Here is a 23,565-nt window from a genome sequence, read left to right on the forward strand (position 1 = left end):
CACGTCAGAAGTTGCTGTTGCTGGTGGTGTTGCCGGAGGTGTCCTCGTCGAGGCCGCCACCGCCGTCGAGGGCGAGGTCGAGGAGGTCCTGGAGGTCCATCGTGTCGATGGACCCGGCCGTCTCGGAGGCGCCCGCACCGGGGTCCTCGGCGGGGGTGTCGGGTCCGGCGAGCCGCAGGAGGGTGTCGAGGAGTCCCGCTTCGCGGATCCGGCCCATGGGAATGGTGGCCAGGGTCCGGCGCAGCTCCACGTCCTGCGGGTCGGTGTCGAGGTCCGCGCCGGCCGTTGCGCCGCTTCCCTCGGGGAAGAGGGTGCGCAGCAGGTGGCGGGTGAGGGCCTCGGGGTTGGGGTAGTCGAAGACGAGGCTGGACGGCAGCCGCAGGCCGCACGCGGCGCCCAGGCGGTTGCGCAGTTCGACCGCCGTGAGGGAGTCGAAGCCCAGGTCCTTGAAGGCCCGGTCGGCTGCGACGGCGTCCGCGGAGGGGTGGCCGAGCGCTGCCGCCGCGTGCTCGCGCACGAGGTCGAGGAGGGCCGTGTCCCGGTCGTCCCCGGACAGTTCGGTCAGCTTGCCGAGTACGGACGCGGACGGGTCGGCGGTCGCGGAGGTGGCCGCTGCGGGTGCCTCCTCGCGCAGGGCGCCGCGTACCTCGGGCAGGTCGCCGACGAGCGGCCGGGGCCGTGCGGCGGCGAACACCGGGGCGAACCGCTCCCAGTCGACGGAGGCCACGGTCACCGCGGCGTCCCGGCCGGCGAGGGCGCGTTCCAGGGCGAGCAGGTTCGTCTTCGGGTCCACGGGCGGCAGTCCGCGGCGGCTGAGCTGCTCCTCCGCGTCGCCTTCGGTGGCCATGCCGGCTTCGGCCCACGGCCCCCAGGCGATCGCCGTGGCGGCGAGCCCGCGGGCCGCGCGGCGCTCGGCGAGCGCGTCGAGGAAGGTGTTGGCGGCGGCGTACGCCCCCTGGCCGCCGCTGCCCCAGACACCGGCGATGGAGGAGAAGAGGACGAACGCGTCGAGAGAGTCCGGGGCGTCGAACAGCGCGTCGAGGTGGACGGCGCCGGCGGTCTTGGCGGTGACGACCCGGGCGAAGCCGGGCAGGTCGGTGCCCGTGCCGGGCGGCTGGGAGACACCCGCGGCGTGCACGACGGCGCGGACGGGGGTGCCGTCGGCCGCCAGGCTCGCGACGAGCGCTTCGAGCGCGTCCCGGTCGGTGACGTCGCAGGCCGCCACGGTCACGGCCGCGCCGAGCGCCTCCAGTTCCGCGCGGACCTCGCCGGCGCCGGGCGCGTCGGCGCCGCCGCGGCTGACGAGCACGAGCCGCCGCGCGCCGCGTTCGGCGAGACGGCGCGCCACGTGGCGGCCGAGCGCGCCGGTACCGCCCGTGATGAGCACGGTGCCGGCCGGGGTCCACCGGGGTGCGGTGCCCGCGCCGGTCGTCGGGGCGTGGACGAGGCGTCGTACGAGCGGGCCCACGGCCCGGATCGCGAGCTGGTCCTCGTCGCCCGCGCCGGTGAGTACGGCCGACAGCCGGGACAGGGCGCGCTCGTCGCACGCCTCGGGCAGGTCGACCAGGCCGCCCCAGCGGTCGGGGTGTTCCAGGGCGACGACCCGGCCCAGGCCCCAGACCTGGGACTGGGCGGCGCCGCCGAGCGCGTCGCCCGGGGCGGCGGCGACGGCGTCGCGGGTGACGCACCACAGGGGTGCGTCGGCGCAGCCGGCCGGCCCGTCCGGGTCGGTGAGCACCGAGGTGAGGGCGGCCGTGAGGGCCAGTCCGACGGGGACCGCCGGGTGCTCGGGGTGCGGCCGCTCGTCCAGTGCCAGGAGCGACAGGACGCCGGTGACCGGTCGCCCGTCGGCGGCCGCTGCCACCGCGTCGCGCAGCGTCTCGTCCAGGCGTGCGCGCAGGACCGCCGGGTCGCCGTCGGCGACGTCGAGCGGGAGCGGCAGGATCCGGGCCCCGTCTCCGCTGATGCGGTCGGTCAGCGCGCGGACCCACGGGTCCGCCGCCTGGGGGGCGGGTACGGCGACGAGCCAGGTGCCGCCGACGATCGCGGGGGTGCCCCGGTCCTCGCCGGACCACGGCTGCCAGACGACGCGGTACAGGAGGGAGTCGGCCCGCTCCTGTGCCTGCTGCTCCCTCCGCCATGCGGACAGGGCGGGCAGCGCGGCGCTGAGCGGCTGGTCGCCGTCGAGGGCGAACTCGTCGGCGAGCGCGCTCAGGTCGGCCCGCTCCACGACGTCCCAGAACCGGGCGTCGGTCTCGCTGCCGGCGGAGCCGGCCTGAGCGGTGCCGGTGCGCGTAGTGGCGGGCTCGGGCCAGTAGCGGCGGGACTGGAAGGGGTAAGTGGGCAGGTCGACGCGCCGGGCGCCGGCCGCGGTGGCGGAGAAGTACGCCCGCCAGTCGAGGGGGACGCCGCGGGTGTACGCGTGGGCGAGCGCCGTGGTGGCGGTCTCGGCTTCGGCGTCGGGGCGCGCGGCGCGCAGGACCGGCACGAAGGCGGCGTCCTGCTCGACGCAGTCCTGGGCGAGGGCGGAGAGGACGCCGTCGGGACCGAGTTCGAGGTACGTCGTGGCTCCGGCGGCTTCCAGGGCGCGGACGCCATCGAGGAAGCGGACCGCCTCGCGGACGTGCCGGACCCAGAACTCGGCCGATGCCATCTCGTCCGAGACAACCGAGCCGGTCAGGTTGGAGACGACCGGGATGCGCGGGGCGCCGTACGACAGTTCCTCGGCGACCTTGCGGAAGTCGGCGAGCATGCCGTCCATGTGCGGCGAGTGGAACGCGTGGCTGACGGTCAGCCGCTTGGACTTGCGGTCCGGGAAGGCCTCGGCGATCGCGACCGCCGCCTCCTCGTCACCCGCGACGACGACCGACCGGGGACCGTTGACCGCCGCGATGCTCACGCGCTCGGTCAGCAGCGGCAGGACCTCGTCCTCCGACGCCTGCACCGCGATCATGACCCCGCCGGACGGGAGCGCCTGCATCAGACGACCACGGGCCACGACCAGGGCACACGCGTCCTCCAGCGAGAACACACCCGCCACGTGCGCGGCGGCGATCTCACCGATCGAGTGGCCCGACAGGAAGTCCGGGCGCAGACCCCACGATTCGAGGAGCCGGAACAGCGCCACCTCGATCGCGAACAGCGCGGGCTGGGTGTACTCCGTACGGTTCAGCAGAGCCGCGTCCGCCCCGAACAGGACGTCCTTCAGCGGCAGTTCGAGGTCCATCCGCGCGCACACCGCGTCCAGCGCGGCCGCGAACGCCGGGTAGGTCTCGTAGAGCTCATGCCCCATCCCCAGCCGCTGGCTGCCCTGTCCCGTGAACAGGAACGCCAGGCCGCCACCGGAGACCGACCCACGGATCGGCCCCGGCGTCTGCTCGTCGGCCGCGAGGGCCGCGAGGGCGCGCAGCAGGCCCGCGCGGTCGCCGGCGGCGAACGCAGCCCGGTGTTCGAGGCCCGCGCGGCCGGTGGCCAGGGAGTAGGCCAGGTCCAGGAGGCCGGAGCCGTCCTCGGAGACGGCGTCCTCGGCAGTGGTGAGCAGCCGGGCCGCCTGGGCGCGGAGCGCCTGCGGGCTCTTGGCCGACAGGGCGTACGGAACCGGGCCGGCGGCCGAAGTCGGCGTCGCCGGCGGGTCCGTGGGCTCCGGTGCCTGCTCGATGATCGTGTGGGCGTTGGTGCCGCTGATGCCGAAGGAGGACACCGCCGCGCGCCGCGGCCGACGGGTCTCGGGCCATGTCGTGGCCTCCGTCAGCAGGGCGATGTCACCGGCCGACCAGTCGACGTGCGGGGTGGGCTCGTCGACGTGGAGGGTCTGCGGGAGCACCCCGTGGCGCATGGCCTGCACCATCTTGATGACGCCCGCCACACCGGCGGCGGCCTGGGTGTGGCCGATGTTGGACTTGATGGAGCCCAGCAGCAGCGGCTGTTCGGCCGGACGGTCCTGACCGTAGGTCGCCAGCAGGGCCTGCGCCTCGATCGGGTCGCCGAGCCGGGTCCCCGTGCCGTGCGCCTCGACCGCGTCGACCTCGGCGGCGGACAGGCCCGCGCTCGCGAGGGCGGCGCGGATGACGCGCTGCTGAGAGGGGCCGTTGGGGGCGGTGAGTCCGTTGCTGGCACCGTCCTGGTTGATCGCCGAACCCCGTACCACCGCGAGTACCGGGTGCCCGTTGCGCCGGGCGTCCGAGAGCCGCTCGACGAGCAGCATGCCGACACCCTCACCCCAGCCCGTGCCGTCGGCCGCCGCCGCGAACGCCTTGCAGCGGCCGTCGGGGGCGAGACCGCCCTGGTGGCTGAACTCGCTGAACGTCCCGGGCGTCGACATCACCGTCACGCCGCCCGCGAGCGCGAGGGTGCATTCGCCGCCCCGCAGTGCCTGGACGGCCCAGTGCAGGGCGACAAGCGACGACGAGCAGGCCGTGTCGACGGTGACGGCCGGGCCCTCCAGGCCCAGGGCGTACGAGACGCGGCCGGACATGACGCTGCCCGCGTTGCCGGTCATCACGTGGCCGAGGACGCCGTCCGGGTCTTCAGAGCGCTCCAGCTGGGCGTCGTAGCCACCGTACGAGGCGCCGACGAACACGCCGGCCCGGGTCCCGCGCAACGACGACGGGTCGATGCCGGCCCGCTCGACCGCCTCCCAGGAGGTTTCGAGGAGCAGTCGCTGCTGCGGGTCCATGGCGAGGGCCTCGCGCGGCGAGATGCCGAAGAAGTCGGCGTCGAAGGAGTCGGCGTCGTGGACGAATCCGCCCGCGAAGGTGCGGCCGTCCTGTCCGGCGTACAGCTCGGCGGTGTCCCAGCCCCGGTTGCCGGGGAGTCCGGCGATCGCGTCGCCGCCGGTCTCGACGAGCCGCCACAGCTCTTCGGGACTGCGGACGCCGCCGGGGTAGCGGCAGCTCATGGCGATGATCGCGATGGGGTCGTCGGCAAGGGTCACGGCAGCGCCCGGTGCGGCGTGCGCGCCGGTCTCGTCCGCGCCGGCTTCGTCGGCGTTGCCGAGGAGTTCGGTGCGCAGCTGCCGGGCGAGCGCGGTGGGCGTGGGGTGGTCGAAGACGAGCGTGCTGGCCAGGCGCAGCCCGGTGGCCGCGCCGAGGCGGTTGCGCAGTTCTACGGCGGTCAGCGAGTCGAAGCCGAGGTCCTTGAACGCCTTGGCGGGTTCGACCCGTTCGGCCGAGGCGTGGCCGAGTACGGAGGCGACCTGCGTGCGTACGAGGTCCAGCAGGGCCCGGTCCTGTTCGGGGCGGGTGAGTCCGCTCAGCCGCTCGGCGAGCGGGGTGCCCGCGTCGGTACGGGTGCTCGCGGTCCGGCGTCCCGCCGGGCCGAGGAGTTCCCGGAACACGGGGGCGACGGGGCCGGGTGCGGCAGCATCGCGCAGTGCGGCGGGGTTGAGGCGGGCGGGGACGAGGACGGGCCGGCCCGAGGTCAGCGCCGCGTCCAGCAGGGCCATGCCGTCGGCGGCGGACAGGGCGCCCATGCCGTGCTGCTCCATGCGTCGCAGCTGGGCCTCGTCGAGGCCGGCGGTCATGCCGCTGGCGTCGGCCCACAGGCCCCAGGCGAGCGCGGTGGCCGGCAGGCCCTGGTGGTGGCGGTGCTGGGCGAGGGCGTCCAGGAATACGTTGGCGCAGGCGTAGTTGGCCTGGCCCGCGCTGCCGAGGGTGCCGGCGATGGCGGAGTAGAGGACGAACGCCGTGACCGGCAGGTCGCGGGTGAGTTCGTGCAGGTGGAGGGCGGCTACGGCCTTCGGCCGCAGGACGGTGTCCAGGCGCTCGGGAGTGAGGGATGCGAGCACGCCGTCGTCGAGGACGCCCGCGGTGTGGACCACGGTGGTGAGGGGGTGCGCGGCGGGTACGCCGGCCAGGACCGCGGCCAGGGCGTCACGGTCGGCGGCGTCGCACGCCGCCCAGGTGACCTCGGCGCCCAGCTCGGCCAGCTCCGCGGTGCGTGCGGCGGCGCCGGGCGCGTCGGCGCCACGACGGCTGAGCAGCAGCAGGTGGCGTACGCCGTGGGCGGTGACGAGGTGGCGGGCGACGATCCCGGCGAGCGTGCCGGAGCCGCCGGTGATCAGGGCGGTGCCGTCCGGGTCGATGACGACGGCGTCGGCCGTCGGCGCGGTGGCGGGCGGGGTGCGCCGCAGCCGCGGCACGTGGACGGCGCCGTCGCGCAGCAGCAGCTCCGGCTCGCCGGAGGCGAGGGCCGCGGCGAGGAGGGCGGTCTCGGCCGGGTCGACGGCCGGGTCGGTGAGGCCGGCGAGGTCGTGGACGTCGGCGAGGAGGAAGCGGCCGGGGTTCTCGGTCTCCGCCGAGCGCAGCAGACCCCGGACGGCGGCGTGCGGGAGGTCCTCGCCGCCTTCGCCGGGACCGGCGACCGCGCCGCTGGTCACGACGACCAGGCGGGACGCCTCGAACCGGGTGTCGGCCGACCAGGCGCGCACGAGGGCGAGCGCCCGGTGCGCGGCCTCGCGCAGGGTTTCCTCCGCGAGCGCGGCGTCCTGGCGGGGGAAGGGGGCCAGGACGTAGGCCGGTACGGGCAGGCCCGCGTCGACCGCCGCGCCCAGCTCCGCCAGGTCGGCGTGGCGGGTGGCGTGGCCGAAGCCGGTCGAGCCGAGGACGGCCCAGCCGCCGGCGGGCTCGGCCGCGCCGGCATCCGGCCGGACCGGCAGCGGCGCCCAGTCGAGTTGGAACAGCGCCTCGCGCAGGACGGCCGGCACCGGGTGCGGGGCACCCGTGGTCGCGGTGGTCCCGGCCGTGAACGGCCGCGCGGCCAGTCGGCCGACGGTCGCCACCGGGTCGCCGAGGTCGTCGGCGAGGTCCAGGGCGAACGCGCCGTCGGCGGCGGGCCGGATGCGGACGCGCAGGGCGTCGGCGCCCTGCGCGTGCAGGGTCACGTCCGACCAGACGCTGCCCGGCCCGACGCCCGTGCCCGGGCGGTCGGCGTACGGGAGTGCCAGGGCGAGCGCGGCGTGCGCGGCGGCGTCCAGCAGCGCCGGGTGCAGGCCGAAGTCGGCCGTCTGCGGGCGCTCCTGCGGGCCGTCTGCGGGCAGGCGCACCTGGGCGTAGTACGCGCCGTCGTGCTGCCAGGCCGCGTCGACGGTGGCGTGGAGCCGGTCGGTGTCGTGGAGCCGGTCGGTGTCGAGGGCTTCCGCCCCGGTGGGCGGCCACTGGGCCAGGTCGAAGGCCGTGGCCCGTGCGGCGGGCGCGAGGACGCCGTGGGCGTGGCGCGTCCACCCGGTGTCGCCGGTGGCGTCGTCCTCGGGCCGGCCGGACACGGTGAAGGTGCGGTGGCCCTGCTCGTCCGGGTTCTCGACGAGCACCTGGACGCGGACGCCGCCGTCGGCGGGCAGTGCGAGCGCCGCGTCGAGCACCAGTTCCTCGACGTGCCCGCAGCCGGCCTGGTCACCCGCGCGGACGGCGAGTTCGACGAACGCGGCACCCGGCAGCACGACCGTACCGGCCACGGTGTGGTCGGCGAGCCAGGGCTGGGTGCGCAGCGAGAGGCGGCCGGTGCACAGCACCTGGTCGGAGCCGGCCAGGGTGACGGCCGCGCCGAGCAGCGGGTGCGAGGCCGGGTCGAGTCCGGCCACGCTGACGTCGCCGGCCGGGGCGGCGCCGGGCTCCAGCCAGTAGCGCTCGTGCTGGAAGGCGTAGGTGGGCAGGTCGACGCGCTGGGCGCCGGTGCCGGCGAAGTACACCGACCAGTCGACGCGGGCGCCGTGGGCGTGGGCGCGGGCGAGCGCGGCGAGGGCCGTCTCGGGCTCGGGCCGGCCGCTGCGCAGCGCGGGGAGGAAGGCCGCGTCGTCGGCGGTGACGCAGTCCTGGGCGAGCGCGGACAGCACGCCTTCGGGGCCGAGTTCGACGTACGTCGTGACTCCGGCGGCCTCCAGGGCGCGGACGCCGTCGAGGAAGCGGACCGCCTCGCGGACGTGCCGGACCCAGAAGTCGGCCGAGGCCATCTCGTCGGTGACCAGGGCACCGGTCAGGTTGGACACGACGGGGATGCTCGGGGCCTCGTACGTGAGGCCCCGCGCCACCGTGCGGAAGGCGTCGAGCATGCCGTCCATGTGGGGCGAGTGGAAGGCGTGGCTGACGGTGAGCCGCTTGGTCTTGCGGCCCTGGGCCTCGAACCGCCCGGCGACGGCGGCCGCGGCCTCCTCGTCTCCGGCGACGACCACGGCACGCGGGCCGTTGACGGCGGCGATGCTCACCCGCTCGGTCAGCAGCGGCAGGACCTCCTCCTCCGAGGCCTGGACGGCGATCATGGCGCCGCCGGCGGGCAGGGCCTGCATCAGGCGACCGCGGGCCGCGACCAGCGTGCACGCGTCCTCCAGCGAGAACACCCCGGCGACGTGCGCGGCGGCGATCTCGCCGATGGAGTGGCCGGACACGAGGTCCGGCCGCAGACCCCACGATTCGAGGAGCCGGAACAGCGCCACCTCGACGGCGAACAGCGCGGGCTGGGTGTACTCCGTACGGTCGAGCAGGTCCGCGTCGCCCCCGAACAGGACGTCCTTCAGGGGCAGTTCCAGCTTCCCGCACACCGCGTCGAGGGCGTCCGCGAACACCGGGTACGTCTCGTACAGTTCACGGCCCATCCCGAGCCGCTGACTGCCCTGCCCCGTGAACAGGAACGCGCTCCGGCCCTCGGCCACGCTGTCCGTGACCAGGCCCGCGGCCTCCTGGCCGGCGGCGAGCGCGGCCAGGGCGGTGGCGAGGTCGTCGTCCGTGCGGCCGAGAAGCACGGCGCGGTGTTCCAGGGCGCCGCGCGTGGTGGCGAGGGAGTAGCCGAGGTCGAGGGCCGACGCGGCGGCGCCCTCCTGGGCGGCGCGGGCGGCGATCAGCCGGGCGGCCTGGGCGCGCAGTGCGGCGGCGCTCCGGCCCGAGAGCGTCCAGGGGAGCACGGCGGGCCGGGCGGGAGCCTGGGCGGCCGGCCCGCTCTCCGGGCCCGCACCTTCCGGGGCCTCCTCGGGCGGGGCCTGCTCGATGATGGTGTGCGCGTTGGTGCCGCTCACGCCGAAGGCGGAGACGGCCGCGCGGCGCGGGGCCCCGGTCTCGGGCCACGCCATGGGCTCGGTCAGCAGCGACACCGCTCCGCCCGACCAGTCGACGTCGGGGGTCGGCTCGTCGACGTGCAGGGTCTGCGGCAGCACCCCGTGGCGGATCGCCATGACCGTCTTGATGATGCCGGCGACACCGGCGGCGGCCTGGGTGTGGCCGATGTTGGACTTCAGGGAGCCGAGGCGGAGCGGCCGGCCCTCGGGGCGGTCCTGCCCGTACGTGGCCAGCAGTGCCTGCGCCTCGATGGGGTCCCCGAGCCGGGTGCCCGTGCCGTGGGCCTCGACGGCGTCGACCTCGGCGGCCGAGAGCCGGGCGTTCTCCAGGGCCTGGCGGATGACGCGCTGCTGGGACGGGCCGTTGGGGGCGGTCAGGCCGTTGCTGGCGCCGTCCTGGTTGACGGCGGAGCCCCGCACCACGGCGAGCACGGGGTGCCCGTTGCGGCGGGCGTCGGAGAGACGTTCCACCAGGAGGACGCCGACGCCCTCGGACCAGCCGGTGCCGTCGGCGGACGCGGCGAAGGACTTGCAGCGCCCGTCGGCGGCGAGGCCGCGCTGGCGGCTGAACTCGACGAACACGTCGGGGGTGGGCATCACGCAGACGCCTCCGACCAGGGCGAGCGAGCACTCGCGCTGGCGCAGGGCCTGGCCGGCCAGGTGCAGGGCCACCAGGGAGGAGGAGCACGCCGTGTCGATGGTCGCGGCGGGGCCCTCCAGGCCGAGGACGTAGCTGACCCGGCCCGACAGCACGCTCGTCGCGCCACCCGTCAGCAGCAGCCCTTCGAGCCCTTCCGGAACCTCCCTCAGGTCGGCCCCGTACCCCATGGCGCCCGCGCCGATGTACACGCCGGTACGGCTGCCGCGCACGGAGGCCGGATCGATCCCGGCCCGCTCGAACACCTCCCACGAGGTTTCCAGGATCTGGCGCTGCTGCGGGTCCATGGCGAGGGCCTCGCGCGGCGATATGCCGAAGAATCCGGGGTCGAACACGGTGGCGTCGGTGAGGAATCCGCCGCCCGTGTTGTAGAAGGTGCCTTTGCGGTCGGGGTCGGGATCGGCGAGGGAGGCGATGTCCCAGCCGCGGTCCCCGGGGAATCCGGTGATGGCGTCACCGCCCTGGGAGACCAGTCGCCACAGGTCCTCGGGGGACCGTACCCCGTCGGGGAAACGGCAGCTCATCGCGACGATGGCGATGGGCTCGTGGGCGTCCTGCTCGACCTCCTGGAGACGGCGGCGGGCCCGCCGCAGCTCCGTGGTCATCCACTTCAGGTTTTCGAGAAGCTTTTCTTCGTTCGCGCCGGCCACTGGAACGTCACCTCCTGGAGAAATGGGGAATGCATACGGGATTCGGAATCGGCTGGAAACGCCGATCGGGCATCGGATCGGGCATCAGGTTCAGGCTTTTCCGAATTCGTTGTTGATGATGTCGAAGAGGTCCTCGGCGGACGCCGATTCGATGGCGTTCTCCTCGTCCTCCAGGGCGTGGGCGGCAGCCCGGTCCGTTCCGTTCCAGTTCGCCAGGAGCGCTTCGAGGCGTGCCGTCACGCGGGCGCGTTCGGCGGCGTCGTCCTCGGGGACCGACGTCAGGAGGAACTCCAGCTTGTCGATCTCCGCGAGCGCCGGGAGCGCGGGCGCCGTGTCCTCGCCGAGGAGTTCGGCGCGCAGGTGCGCGGCCAGGGCGGCGGGCGTCGGGTGGTCGAAGACGAGGCCGGCGGGCAGCCGCAGCCCGGTGGCCGAGCCGAGGCGGGTGCGCAGTTCGACCGCGGTGAGCGAGTCGAAGCCGAGCTCCTTGAACGCGCGGCCCGCCTCGACCGAGCCTGCCCCGTCGTGCCCGAGGACCGCGGCGACGTGCCTACGGACCAGGCCGAGCAGGATCCGTTCGGCCTCGTCTGCGCCCGTGCCGCGCAACTCGGCCACCAGCCGGGCCGCTTCGCCGGCATCTCCGTCGCCACCGGTGCCGGTGCCGGTGCCGGAGCCGGAGCCGTGCTGCTCCGCGGCGACTGCGCGGCGTACCTCGGGGAGGTCGGCGATGAGCGGGCGCGGCCGGGCCGCCGTGAAGGCCGGGACGAACAGCTCCCAGTCGACGTCGGCGACGGTCACGGTCGTGTCGTCCGCGTCCAGCGCCTGCTGGAGGGCGGCGATCGACAGCTCGGGGGCCATCACCGGCAGGCCTCGGCGGCGCAGCTGCTGGGCCGCCTCGTCGTCGGCGACCAGCCCGCCCTCGCCCCACGGACCCCAGGCCACGGCGGTGGCCGTCAGCCCGCGGTCCCGGCGCCGCTGCGCCAGGGCGTCGAGGTGGGCGTTGGCGGCCGCGTAGGCGCCCTGGCCTCCGCTGCCCCAGACACCGGCGATGGAGGAGAAGAGCACGAACGCGTCGAGCTCCGTGTCCCCGAGCAGCTCGTCGAGGTGTTCGGCGCCCGCGACCTTCGCGGAGAGGACGGCGGCGACATCGCCCGCACCGGTCTCGGCGAGCGGCGCGAACTGGCCGACGCCCGCCGTGTGGAAGACCGCGGTCAGGCCGGGGCCGGAGGTGTCGTCGCGCAGGGCGGCGAGCAGCTCGCCGACGGACTCCCGGTCGGCCACGTCGCACGCGACGACCGTGGCCCGCGCACCGAGCGCGGAGACCTCCGCGACCAGCGCCTCGACCCCGGGTGCCCGCGGCCCGCGCCGGCCGGCCAGCACCAGGTGCTCGGCACCGTGAGCGGCGAGCCAGCGGGCCACGTGACCGCCGAGTGCGCCCGTGCCGCCGGTGACCAGGACGGTGCCGCGGGGCCGCCAGGGGGCGCGCTCCGCCGCTCCGTCGCCGCTCGCGACGGCCGCCGGGGCGGCGTGCCCGATGCGGCGGGCGAGGAGACCGGCGGACCGTACGGCGAGCTGGTCCTCGTACCCGTCATTCCCGCCGGCGAGTACGTCGAGCAGCCGGTCGAGCGCCCGGGCGTCCACGCTGCCGGGCAGGTCCACCAGACCACCCCAGCGTTCGGGGTGTTCCAGGGCGACGACCCGGCCGAAGCCCCAGACCTGCGCCTGCGTCGCGCTCCGTACCCGGTCGGAGGGGCCGGTCGCGACCGCCCCGGAGGTCACGCACCACAGCGGGGCGTCGACCTCGGCGTCGCCGAGGGCCTGGACGAGCGTCCCGGTCAGCAGCAGCCCGGCCGGCGCCGCCGGATGGGCCGGGTGCGGGGCCTCGGCGAGCGCCAGCAGGGACAGCACCCCGTCGGCGCGGTTGCCGGCGAGGGCCGTACGCAGCCGGTCGGCCACGGCGGCGCGGTCGGTGGTGGCCGCGTCCAGCGCGACCTCCCGTACGTCCGCGCCTCCTGCCCGGAGGGCGTCCGCGATCCCGGGGAGCTCGGGCTCGGCGCCGGTCGCCGCGGTGACCACCAGCCAGGTGCCGGCGGGGCGGGCGGTGCCGTTTGGATGGCCGAGCGGCTTCCAGGTGACCCCGTAGCGCCAGCCGTCGACGACCGACCGCTCCGCGCTCCGGCGCCGCCAGGCGGACAGCGCCGGGAGCAGCGCGCTCAGCGGCTGGTCGGCATCGATCTCGAGGGTGGAGGCGAGGGCGGCGAGGTCCGCGTTGTCGACGGCCTCCCAGAACGCCGCGTCCACCGCACCGCCGGTCGAGCCCGCACCGGAGTCGACCACCGCCGGGCGCGGAGCCTCCTCCAGCCAGTAGCGCTGGCGCTGGAAGGGGTAGGTGGGCAGGTCGACCCGCTGGGCGCCGGTTCCGGTGAAGTACGCCGTCCAGTCGACGGTGACGCCGTGGGCATGGGCCCGGGCGAGGGCCGTGGTGACGGCCTCGGCCTCGGGGCGGCCCTTGCGGAGCGCGGGTACGAAGACGGCGTCGTGCTCAATGCAGTCCTGAGCCAGGGCCGACAGCACACCGTCGGGGCCGATCTCGACGTACGTCGTCACGCCGGCGGCTTCCAGGGCGCGGATGCCGTCGAGGAAGCGAACGGCCTCGCGGACGTGCCGCACCCAGAAGTCGGCCGAGCCCATCTCGTCGGTGATCAGCGCGCCGGTCAGGTTGGAGACGACCGGGATCCGGGGGCTCGCGTACGCCAGCCCCTCCGCCACCTGGCGGAAGGCGTCGAGCATGCCGTCCATGTGGGGCGAGTGGAAAGCGTGGCTGACGGTCAGCCGCTTGGCCTTCCGGTCGGCGAACGACTCGGCGACCGCGGCCGCCGCGTCTTCGTCACCGGCGATGACCACCGAGCGCGGGCCGTTGACGGCCGCGATGCTGACGCGGTCGGTCAGCATCGGCAGGACCTCGTCCTCCGAGGCCTGGACGGCGATCATGGCGCCGCCGGCGGGCAGGGCCTGCATCAGCCGTCCGCGCGCCGACGACCAGCGTCGCAGGCGTCGTCCAGCGAGAACACACCGGCGACGTGCGCGGCGGCGATCTCACCGATCGAGTGACCCGACAGGAAGTCCGGCTTCACACCCCACGACTCGACGAGGCGGAACAACGCCACCTCGACCGCGAACAGCGCGGGCTGGGTGAACGCGGTCTGGTCCAGCACGGTGGCGTCGGACCCGAACAGGACGTCCTTCAGCGGCAGTTCGAGGCCAAGCCGCTCGGACACCGCGTCGAGCGCGGCCGCGAAGGCCGGGTAGGTCTCGTAGAGCTCGCGTCCCATGCCCAGCCGCTGGCTGCCCTGCCCCGTGAAGAGGAGGGCGAGCTTTCCGCCCGCCGTCGGCCGCAGTACCGCTGGACCAGGCCCGCCGCCTGAGCGGCCGCTCGGCGAGGGCGGCCAGAGCCGGTGCGGAAGCCGTCGAGGTCGGCGGCGACCACGGTCGCGCGGTGGTCGAACACGGCCCGGCCGGTCGCCAGCGAGTGGCCGATGTCGGCCGGCGCCGTCTGCGGGTGTGCCTCCAGGTGGGACAGGAGCCGCTCGCCCTGGGCCCGCAGGGCCTCGGGGGTGCGGGCGGTCAGGTGCCACGGGAGCGCCGCCGGTGCGACCGGGACGGCGGGGGCGGCCGGGGTGGCGGGGCTCTCCGGGAGTTCGACGATGGCGTGCGCGTTCGTACCGCTCATGCCGAAGGAGGAGATGCCGGCGCGGCGCGGGCGGCCGGTCTCGGGCCAAGCCCGCTGTTCGGTGAGCAGCGAGACCGCGCCCGCCGACCAGTCCACGTGCGGGGACGGCTCGTCCACGTGCAGGGTCTGCGGCAGGACGCCGTGGCGCATCGCCTGGACCATCTTGATGATGCCGGCGACGCCCGCCGCGGCCTGGGTGTGGCCGAAGTTGGACTTGACGGAGCCCAGCCACAGCGGCCGGTCCGCGGGGCGGTCCTGGCCGTAGGTGGCGAGCAGGGCCTGCGCCTCGATGGGGTCGCCGAGCCGGGTGCCGGTGCCGTGGGCCTCGACGGCGTCGACGTCGGCGGAGGCGAGGCCCGCGTTGGCGAGGGCCTGGCGGATGACGCGCTGCTGGGACGGACCGTTCGGGGCGGTCAGACCGTTGGAGGCGCCGTCCTGGTTGACGGCGGTGCCGCGTACGACCGCGAGGACCTGGTGGCCGTTGCGGCGGGCGTCGGAGAGCCGCTCGACGAGCAGCATGCCGACGCCCTCGCCCCACGCGGTGCCGTCGGCGGCGGCCGCGAACGGCTTGCAGCGGCCGTCGGCGGCGAGGCCGCGCTGGCGGCTGAACTCCGTGACGACGTCGGGGGTGGTGATGATGGTGACGCCGCCCGCCAGGGCGAGGGAGCACTCGCCGGCCCGCAGGGCCTGCGCCGCGAGGTGCAGGGCGACCAGCGAGGAGGAGCACGCGGTGTCGACGGTGACGGCCGGGCCCTCGAAGCCGAAGGTGTAGGAGACGCGGCCGGAGGCGATGCTGCTGGAGCCGCCGGTGCCGAGGTAGCCCTCGACGCCTTCGGGGACGGTGTTCAGGCGGGACACGTAGTCGTTGTGCATCTGGCCGACGAACACGCCGACCTGTCCGCCGCGCAGGCCCGTCGGGTCGATCCCGGCGCGCTCGAAGGCCTCCCAGGAGGTCTCCAGCAGCAGCCGCTGCTGCGGGTCCATGGCGAGGGCCTCGCGCGGGTTGATCCCGAAGAACGCCGGGTCGAAGTGGGGGGCGTCGTAGAAGAAGCCGCCTTCGCTGGCGTACGAGGTGCCGGGGTTGTCCGGGTCGGGGTCGTAGAGCGCCTCGGTGTCCCAGCCTCGGTCCGCGGGGAGGTGGGCGATGCCGTCGCGGCCCTCGGCGAGCAGCTCCCACAGGTCCTCGGGGCTGCGGACGCCGCCGGGGAAGCGGCAGCTCATGGCGACGATGGCGATGGGGTCGTCGGCCTCGGCGGCGGCCGACCGGACCGTGAGGGCGGCGGCAGCGGCCTCGGAGCCGAGGAGTTCGTCCTTGAGGAATCCCGTGAGGGCGGAGGCGGTGGGGTAGTCGAAGACGAGGGTGGCGGGCAGCCGGACCCCGGCGGCGGCGCCGAGGCGGTTGCGGAACTCGACGGCGGTCAGCGAGTCGAAGCCGAGGTCCTTGAAGGCGCGGCCGGGTTCGACGGCGTCGGGGGTGGCGTGGCCGAGGACGGCGGCCACCTGGTCGCGTACGAGGTCGAGCAGGAGCGCGTCGCGCTCGTTCTCGGGAAGGCGTACGAGCTGCTCCACCAGCGGGGTTCCGGTCCCGGCCGCGGTGGCCTGGGCGGCCCGGCGGGCGGGGGCGCGCACGAGGCCGCGCAGCAGCGCGGGCACCATGCTCGCGTCGGCCTGGCGCAGCGGCGCGAGGTCGAGCTGCATGGGGACGAGGTGGGCGTCGCCGGTGTGGTGGGCGGTGTCGAGGAGGGCGAGACCCTCTTCGGAGGAGAGGCCGAGGACGCCGGAGCGCGTCATGCGGTCCTTGTCGGCGGTGTCGAGCTCGCCGGTCATGCCGCTGGCCTCGGCCCACAGGCCCCAGCCGAGGGAGGTGCCGGGCAGGCCGTGGGCCTGGCGGTGGCGGGCGAGGGCGTCGAGGAAGACGTTCGCGGCCGCGTAGTTGGCCTGGCCGGCGCCGCCGAAGGTGCCGGCGGCGGAGGAGAAGAGGACGAAGTCGGCCAGGTCGTGGTGGCGGGTCAGCTCGTGCAGGTGGAGCGCGGCGTCGGCCTTGGGCCGCAGGACGTGGTCGATCCGTTCCGGGGTGAGGGCCTCGGCGATGCCGTCGTCGAGGACGCCGGCGGTGTGGACGACGGCGGTCAGCGGGTGTTCGGCCGGTACGGAGGCCAGCAGCGCGGCGAGGGCCTCGCGGTCGGCGGCGTCGCAGGCGGCGACGGTGACGTCGGCGCCGAGGGCGCGCAGCTCCGCGGCGAGTTCGGCGGCGCCGGCGGCGGCCTCGCCGCGGCGGCTGGTCAGGACGAGGCGGCGGGCGCCCCTGACGGTGACGGCGTGCCGGGCGACGAGTGCGCCGAGGGTGCCGGTGCCGCCGGTGATGAGGACGGTGCCGTCAGGGTTCCAGTCGGCGGGCACGGTGAGCACGATCTTGCCGACGTGGCGTGCCTGGCTGAGGTAGCGGAAGGCCTCGGGGGCCTGGCGCAGGTCCCATGCGGAGACGGGCAGGGGGCGCAGGGAGCCGGCCCGGAAGAGGGCGAGGAGCTCGGTGAGCATCTCCTGGATGCGGTCGAGGCCGGCCTCGGTGAGGTCGAACGCCTGGTAGCTGACGCCGGGGTGGGCGGCGGCGACGTCCCGGGGGTCGCGGACGTCGGTCTTGCCCATCTCGACGAAGCGTCCGCCGCGCGGCAGGAGCCGCAGGGAGGCGTCGACGAATTCGCGGGCGAGGGAGTCGAGGACGACGTCGACGCCGCGTCCGGCGGTGGCGGTGCGGAAGGTCTCCTCGAAGTCGAGGGTGCGGGAGGAGGCGATCCGGTCGTCGGTCAGGCCGAGTCCGCGCAGGGTGTCCCACTTGGCGGGGCTGGCGGTGGCGTAGACGTCGGCGCCCCAGTGGCGGGCCAGCTGGACGGCGGCCATGCCGACGCCGCCGGCGGCGGCGTGGACGAGGAGGGTTTCGCCCTCGCGCAGGCCGCCGAGGTCGTTGAGTGCGTAGTACGCCGTCATGAAGACGATCGGCACGGCGGCGGCCTCGGCGAAGGTCCAGCCCTCGGGCATCGGGGCGATCATGCGGCGGTCGACGACGGCCAGCGGGCCGAAGGCGCCGGGCAGCATGCCCATGACGCGGTCGCCGGGGGCGAGGTCGGTGACGCCGGGGCCGGTCTCGACGACGGTGCCGGCGCCTTCGCTGCCCATCAGGCCGGGGTCGCCGGGGTACATGCCGAGGGCGTTGAGCACGTCGCGGAAGTTGAGGCCGGCGGCGCGGACGGCGACGCGGACCTGGCCGGGCTCCAGGGGCGCCTCGGACTCGGGGCTGGGGACCAGGGTGAGGTGGTCGAGGGTGCCCTTGTCCTGGATGTCCATGCGCCAGGCGGACTCGCCCGGGGGCGGGGTCAGCGGCGTGGTCGCGGGGACGCGGGCGAGGCGGGGCGCGTGGACGGTGCCGCGGCGGATCGCGAGCTGCGGTTCGCCGGTGGCGAGGGCGGCGGCCAGTGCCTCGGCCAGTGTTTCGGCCAGTGTTTCGGCGGGGGTGGCGGCGTCGAGGTCGGCCAGGACGAAGCGGTCGGGGTTCTCCGACTGCGCGGAGCGGACCAGGCCCCAGACGGGGGCGTGGACCGGGTCGGCGAGGTCCCAGTCGCCCGGGGTGGCGACGGCGCCGCGGGTGACGAACACCAGGCGGGACGCGGCGAACCGGTCGTCGCCGAGCCAGCCCTGGACCAGGGCGAGTGCCCGGTGCGTGGCGGCACGGACGGCGTCCGGGGTGAGCGCCCCCGCCGGGGCGGACGGGCAGGGGGCGAGGACGTAGGCGGGAGCCGGGGCGCCGGCGTCGAGGGCCGCGCCGAGGGCGACGAGGTCGGCGTGGACCGGCCCGGGCAGCGCGGCACTTCCGGAGCCGGTGCCGGAGCCGGAGTCGGCGGCACCGGCAGCGGCAGCGGCAGCGGCAGCGGCAGCGACGGTGCCGGAGCCGGAACCGGAGTCGGAACCGGAGTCGGCGGCAGCGGCAGCGGCAGAGCCGGAGTCGGCGCCCGAGCCGGAGTCAGTGCCTGAGGCCGAGCCAGCGGCGGAGCCCGGGGCGGAGTCAGTGCCTGAGGCCGAGCCGGCGGCGGAGCCCGGGGCGATGACGGCCCAGGGGGCCGCGGGGGCGCCGGCGGGGGCGGGCGGGAGCGGGACGGTGGCCCACTCGATCCGGAACAGCGACTCGTGGTAGGCGGCGCGGGAGGCGCCGGCCAGCCGGTCGGCGGAGACGGGCCGGACGATCAGGTGGTCGACGGTGGCGACGGGCGCGCCGGTCGTGTCGGCCAGCTGGAGGGAGAGGGAGTCGGCGCCGTCCGCGGTGAGGCGGACGCGCAGCGCGGACGCCCCGACGGCGTGCAGGGACACCCCGCGCCAGGAGAACGGCAGTCCGGCCTGCCGGTCGCCGTCGGAGGAGACGAACGTGGCGTGCAGGGCGGCGTCGAGGAGCGCCGGGTGCAGGCCGAAGCGGGTGGCCTCGGTGTGCCGGTCGTCGGGCAGGGCCACCTCGGCGTAGACGTCGTCGCCGAGGGTCCAGGCGGCGCGCAGGCCCTGGAAGACGGGCCCGTAGGCGAAGCCGCCCTGGCCGAGGTGCTCGTACAGGCCGTCGACGGTGACGGCCTCGGCGCCGGGCGGGGGCCAGGCGGTGAGGTCGAAGGCGGGGCGCGGCGCGCCGGTGGCGAGGACGCCCGCGGCGTGCCGGGTCCAGGGCTCGTCGTCGGCGGCGTCGGGGTCGCCGGAGTACAGGTCGAGGGTCCGTCGGCCGTCCTGGTCGGGTGCGCTGACCACGATCTGGAGGCGTACCGCGGCGTGCGGGGCGAGGACCAGCGGGGCTTCGAGGGTGAGTTCCTCGAGGACGTCGCAGCCGGCCTGGTCGCCTGCGCGGACGGCGAGTTCGACGAAGGCGGTGCCGGGCAGCAGGACCGTACCCATGACGGCGTGGTCGGCGAGCCAGGGGTGGGTGTCGAGGGAGAGGCGGCCGGTGAACAGGAAGCCCTCGCCGTCGGCGAGCGGGACGGCGGCGCCGAGCAGCGGGTGGTGGGCGGCGCCCAGGCCCGCCGATTCGACGTCCCCGATGAATCCGGCGGGGGCTTCGAGCCAGAACCGGCGGCGCTGGAAGGCGTACGTGGGCAGGTCGACGCGGCGGGCGCCGGTCGCGGCGAAGTACGCGGGCCAGTCGAGGGGGACGGCGCGGGTGTGGACGGCGGCCATCGCGGCGGTGAGCGCCTCGGCCTCGCCGCGGTCGCGGCGCAGGGCGGGGACGAACACGGCGTCGGTGGCGTCGTCGGTGTCGGTGAGGCAGTCGCGTCCGAGGCCGGACAGGACGCCCTGCGGGCCGAGTTCGAGGTACGTGGTGACGTGCTCGGCGTCCAGGGTGCGGATGCCGTCGAGGAAGCGGACGGCCTCGCGGACGTGGGAGACCCAGTGCTCGGGGGTGCGCAGTTCGTCGCCCGCCACGGCTCCGGTGAGGTGGGTGACGACGGGGATGACGGGCGCGTGGTAGGTGAGGGAGGCGGCGACGTCGCGGAAGGCGTCGAGCATGCCGTCCATCAGCGGGGAGTGGAAGGCGTGGCTGACGGTGAGCCGCTTGGTCCGGCGGCCGCGCCGCTCGAACTCGGCGGCGATCTCCAGCGCGAGGGTCTCCTCGCCTGAGACGACGACGGCGGAGGCGGAGTTGACGGCGGCGATGCCGATCCGGTCCTCGTGGCCGGCGAGCAGCGGCCGGACCTCGTCCTCGGTGGCGGTCAGCGCGATCATGGCGCCGCCCTGGGGCAGTGCTTCCATGAGGCGGCCGCGGGCGGCGACGAGGGCGGCCGCGTCGGGCAGCGAGAGGACGCCCGCGACGTGCGCGGCGGTGATCTCGCCTATGGAGTGGCCGGCGACGAAGTCGGGGTGCACGCCCCAGGACGCGACGAGGCGGTAGAGCGCGGTCTCCAGCGCGAACAGGGCGGGCTGGGTGTGGCCGGTCCGGTTCAGGAGGTCGCCGTCCTCGGCGAACAGGATGTCCTTGAGGGGCTGTTCGAGGTGCGGGTCCAGGGCGGCGCACACCTCGTCGAGGGCGGCGGCGAAGGCGGGGTGGGCGGCGTACAGTTCGCGGCCCATGCCGGGGCGCTGGCTGCCCTGTCCGGTGAAGAGGACGGCGAGCCGGCCGTCGGCGGCGTCGTGCCGCACGAGCCGGGCGCTGTCGCGGCCCTCGGCGAGGGCGGCGAGTCCGGTGAGGAGTCCGTCACGGTCGCCGGCGACGACGACGGCCCTGCGGTCCAGGGCGGTACGGGTGGTGGCCAGGGAGAACGCCACGTCGGCCGGGTCCGCCTCGGGGTGCAGCGCGAGGTGGTCGGCGAGCCGGGCGGCCTGGGCGCGCAGCGCGTCGGGGGTCCGGCCGGAGAGGAGGAACGGCAGCGGGGCGGCGGACTCGGCGGCCGCGCCGGCCGGGTCGCCGTCGCGGTCCGTGTCCTGCTGGGCGGGCGGCTGTTCGATGATGACGTGCGCGTTGGTGCCGCTGACGCCGAAGGAGGAGATGCCCGCGCGGCGGGGGCGGCCCGTCTCGGGCCAGGCGGCGGCTTCCGTCAGCAGTTCGACGGCGCCGGCGCTCCAGTCGATGTGCGGGGACGGCTCGCCGATGTGCAGCGACGCGGGCAGGACGCCGTGGCGCATCGCCTGCACCATCTTGATGATGCCCGCGGCGCCGGCGGCGGCCTGGGTGTGGCCGATGTTGGACTTGATGGAGCCCAGCCGCAGCGGCCGGTCCTCGGGCCGGTTCTGGCCGTAGGTGGCGAGCAGGGCCTGGGCCTCGATGGGGTCGCCGAGGGTGGTGCCGGTGCCGTGGGCCTCGACGGCGTCGACGTCGGCGGTGGTCAGTCCGGCGTGCGCGAGGGCCTCGCGGATGACGCGCTGCTGGGAGGGCCCGTTGGGGGCGGTGAGGCCGTTGGAGGCGCCGTCCTGGTTCACGGCGGTGCCACGGACGACGGCCAGGACCGGGTGGCCGTTGCGGCGGGCGTCGGAGAGCCGCTCGACGAGGATCATGCCGGCGCCCTCGGCCCAGCCGGTGCCGTCGGCGTCGGCGGAGAAGGACTTGCAGCGGCCGTCGGTGGACAGGCCGCGCTGGCGGCTGAAGTCGATGAAGGTGTCCGGGGTGGACATGACGGTGACGCCGCCGGCGAGCGCCATGTCGCATTCTCCGCTGCGCAGGGCCTGCGCGGCCAAGTGCAGGGCGACGAGGGAGGAGGAGCAGGCCGTGTCGATGGTGACGGCGGGGCCTTCGAGGCCGAAGGTGTAGGAGATGCGGCCGGAGGCGACGCTTCCGGCGGTGCCGGTGCCGAGGTAGCCCTCCAGGCCCTCGGGGACGGCCGGGAGCCGGGTCAGGTAGTCGTGGTACATGACGCCGGCGAAGACGCCGGTGCGGCTGCCGCGGACGGAGGCGGGGTCGATCCCGGCGCGTTCGAAGGCCTCCCAGGAGGTCTCCAGCAGGAGCCGCTGGTGCGGGTCCATGGCGAGGGCCTCGCGCGGGTTGATGCCGAAGACGTCCGGGTCGAAGTCGGCGGCGTCGTGCAGGAAGCCGCCCTCGCGGGTGTACGAGGTGCCGGCCCGGCCGGGGTCGGAGTCGTAGAGCGCGTCGAGGTTCCAGCCGCGGTCGGTGGGGAACGGGGAGATCGCGTCGGCGGAGCCGGCGACGAGCTGCCACAGCTCCTCGGGGGTGTTGACACCGCCGGGGTAGCGGCAGCTCATGGCGACGATGGCGATGGGCTCGTCGGCGACGGCCCGGGTGGTGGCGGTGGTGGCGGCCGGGGCCTGGGCCGCCTGGTCACCGAGGAGTTCGGTGCGCAGGAACGCGGCGAGCGCGTTCGGGGTGGGGTAGTCGAAGACGAGAGTGGCGGGCAGCCGGACGCCGGTGGCCGAGCCGAGGCGGTTGCGCAGCTCGACGGCCGTGAGCGAGTCGAAGCCGAGTTCCTTGAAGGCCCGGCCGGGGTCGACTGCGTCGGGGCCGGGGAAGCCGAGGACGGCGGCGACCTGGACGCGGACGGTGGCCAGCAGCAGCCGGTCGCGCTCGGCGGCGGTCAGCGGCAGCAGCCGCTCGGTGAGGCCGTCGGCGGGCGCGGCGCCCTGGGCGGCGGCGGCCCGGCGCGCGGCGGGCCGGACCAGGCCGCGCAGCAGCGGGGGCACCATGCTCGCGTCGGCCTGGCGCAGGGCGGCCAGGTCGAGGTGCATCGGGACGGCGGTGGCCTCGCCGGTGGCGCGGGCGGTGTCCATGAGGGCGAGGCCCTCGGCGGAGGACAGCGCGGCGACTCCGGCGCGGGAGATCCGCTCCAGGTCGGTGTCGGCGAGGTCGCCGGTCATGCCGCTGCGTTCGGCCCACAGGCCCCAGGCGAGCGCGGTGGCGGGCAGGCCTTCGGCGCGGCGGCGGTGGGCGAGGGCGTCGAGGAAGGTGTTGGCGGCGGCGTAGTTGGCCTGTCCGGCGGCGCCGAGGGTGCCGGCGGCGGCGGAGAACAGGACGAACGCGGCGAGGTCGGCGTCGCGGGTCAGTTCGTGCAGGTGGACGGCCGCGTCGACCTTGGCGGGCAGGACGTGGTCGAGCCGCTCGGGGGTGAGCGCCTCGAGGATGCCGTCGTCGAGGACGCCGGCGGTGTGGACGACGGCGGTCAGCGGGTGTTCGGCCGGTACGGAGGCCAGCAGCGCGGCGAGGGCCTCGCGGTCGGCGACGTCGCAGGCGGCGAGGGTGGCCTCGGCGCCCAGGGCGCGGAGTTCTTCGAGGAGTTCGCCGGCTCCGGCGGCGGCCTCGCCGCGGCGGCTGGTCAGCAGCAGGCGGCGGACGCCGTGTTCGGTGACCAGGTGGCGGGCGACGAGCCCGCCGAGGGTGCCGGTGGCGCCGGTGACCAGGGCGGTGCCGTCCGCGTCGAGCGGGCGGGCCTCCTGCCCCTCGGGGGCGGGCAGGGCGGGGACGCGGCCGAGCCGGGGGACGACGGCGCGGCCCTCGCGCAGGGCGAGCTGCGGCTCGGCGGTGGCGAGCGCTGCGGGCAGGGCGCGCAGGGACTCCTCGCGGTCGTCCAGGTCGAGCAGGACGAACCGGTCGGGGTGCTCGGACTGGGCCGAGCGCAGCAGGCCCCACAGCGGGGCGTGCGCCAGGTCGGCCACGTCGCAGGCGCCGGCGGTGGCGACGGCGCCGTGGGTGACGAACACCAGCCGGGAGCCGTCGAAGCGGGCGTCGGCGAGCCAGGCCCGGGCGAGGTCCAGGGCGTGGTGCAGCGCGTCGCGGACGGCGGCGGACAGCGCGGCGTCGACGGTGGTCCGCGCGGGCGCGTCCACGGCGGGGACGGGGACGACGACGGCCTGCGGTACGGGGCCGCCGGCCTCGATGGCCGCGGCGAGGGCGGCGAGGTCGCCGTGCGCGGCGGCGGTGGGCAGCACGGCGGTGAAGCGGGGGCGGCCCCGGCCGCGCCGAGCAGGGCCCACTGGCCGGGGGCGACGGTGGTGGCGGCCGGCAGGGCCAGCGGGCTCCACTCGA

The 23,565-nt window shown here is 76.0% G+C and carries 4 protein-coding genes; all 4 read right to left on the reverse strand.

The annotated features are described in order from the left end of the window. Window positions 1-4: 4 nt before the first annotated feature. Entirely contained in the window at window positions 5-10,348 is a 10,344-nt protein-coding gene (locus OG982_RS30495; RefSeq protein WP_266950194.1) for a type I polyketide synthase, read from the reverse strand. A 90-nt stretch (window positions 10,349-10,438) separates the two neighbouring features. After that, the gene (locus OG982_RS30500) at window positions 10,439-13,363 is read right to left on the reverse strand and encodes an SDR family NAD(P)-dependent oxidoreductase (RefSeq protein ID WP_266950196.1); all 2,925 of its coding nucleotides are present in this window, start codon (window positions 13,361-13,363) and stop codon (window positions 10,439-10,441) included. Beyond that, window positions 13,363-13,677 (reverse strand): acyltransferase domain-containing protein, encoded by a 315-nt coding sequence (locus OG982_RS30505; protein ID WP_266950197.1) that lies wholly within the window; start codon window positions 13,675-13,677, stop codon window positions 13,363-13,365. Before OG982_RS30505 ends, OG982_RS30500 begins: the two co-directional genes overlap by 1 nt. Continuing rightward, the gene (locus OG982_RS30510; protein WP_266950199.1) at window positions 13,590-23,195 is read right to left on the reverse strand and encodes a type I polyketide synthase; all 9,606 of its coding nucleotides are present in this window, start codon (window positions 23,193-23,195) and stop codon (window positions 13,590-13,592) included. The genes OG982_RS30505 and OG982_RS30510 overlap by 88 nt, the downstream gene beginning before the upstream one ends. Window positions 23,196-23,565: the final 370 nt, after the last annotated feature.

The sequence above is a fragment of the Streptomyces sp. NBC_01551 genome (genome assembly GCF_026339935.1).
GTDB lineage: Bacteria > Actinomycetota > Actinomycetes > Streptomycetales > Streptomycetaceae > Streptomyces.